Origin of the sequence: Mesorhizobium sp. L48C026A00, from assembly GCF_000502375.1 — a bacterium.
Classification (GTDB): Bacteria; Pseudomonadota; Alphaproteobacteria; order Rhizobiales; family Rhizobiaceae; genus Mesorhizobium; species Mesorhizobium muleiense.
Genome location: NZ_AYWU01000138.1, coordinates 1 through 217, shown reverse-complemented (window position 1 = coordinate 217; position 217 = coordinate 1). Strand labels below are relative to the sequence as shown.

General features: G+C 60.4%; 1 pseudogene. It reads left to right on the top strand.

The features are described from left to right. A pseudogene (gene groEL / locus X738_RS0145605) lies at positions 1-217 on the top strand (chaperonin GroEL); the annotation flags it as partial.

Sequence of the window (217 nt, the reverse complement as noted above, 5' to 3'; positions counted from 1 at the left end):
CGACGCTGATCAAGAACGCCAAGAAGATCAAGACCTCGGAAGAGGTTGCCCAGGTCGGCACCATCGCCGGCAATGGCGATGCTTCGGTCGGCTCGATGATCGCCGAAGCGATGCAGAAGGTCGGCAATGAGGGCGTCATCACCGTCGAGGAAGCCAAGACCGCCGAGACCGAACTCGAAGTCGTCGAAGGCATGCAGTTCGACCGCGGCTATCTCTC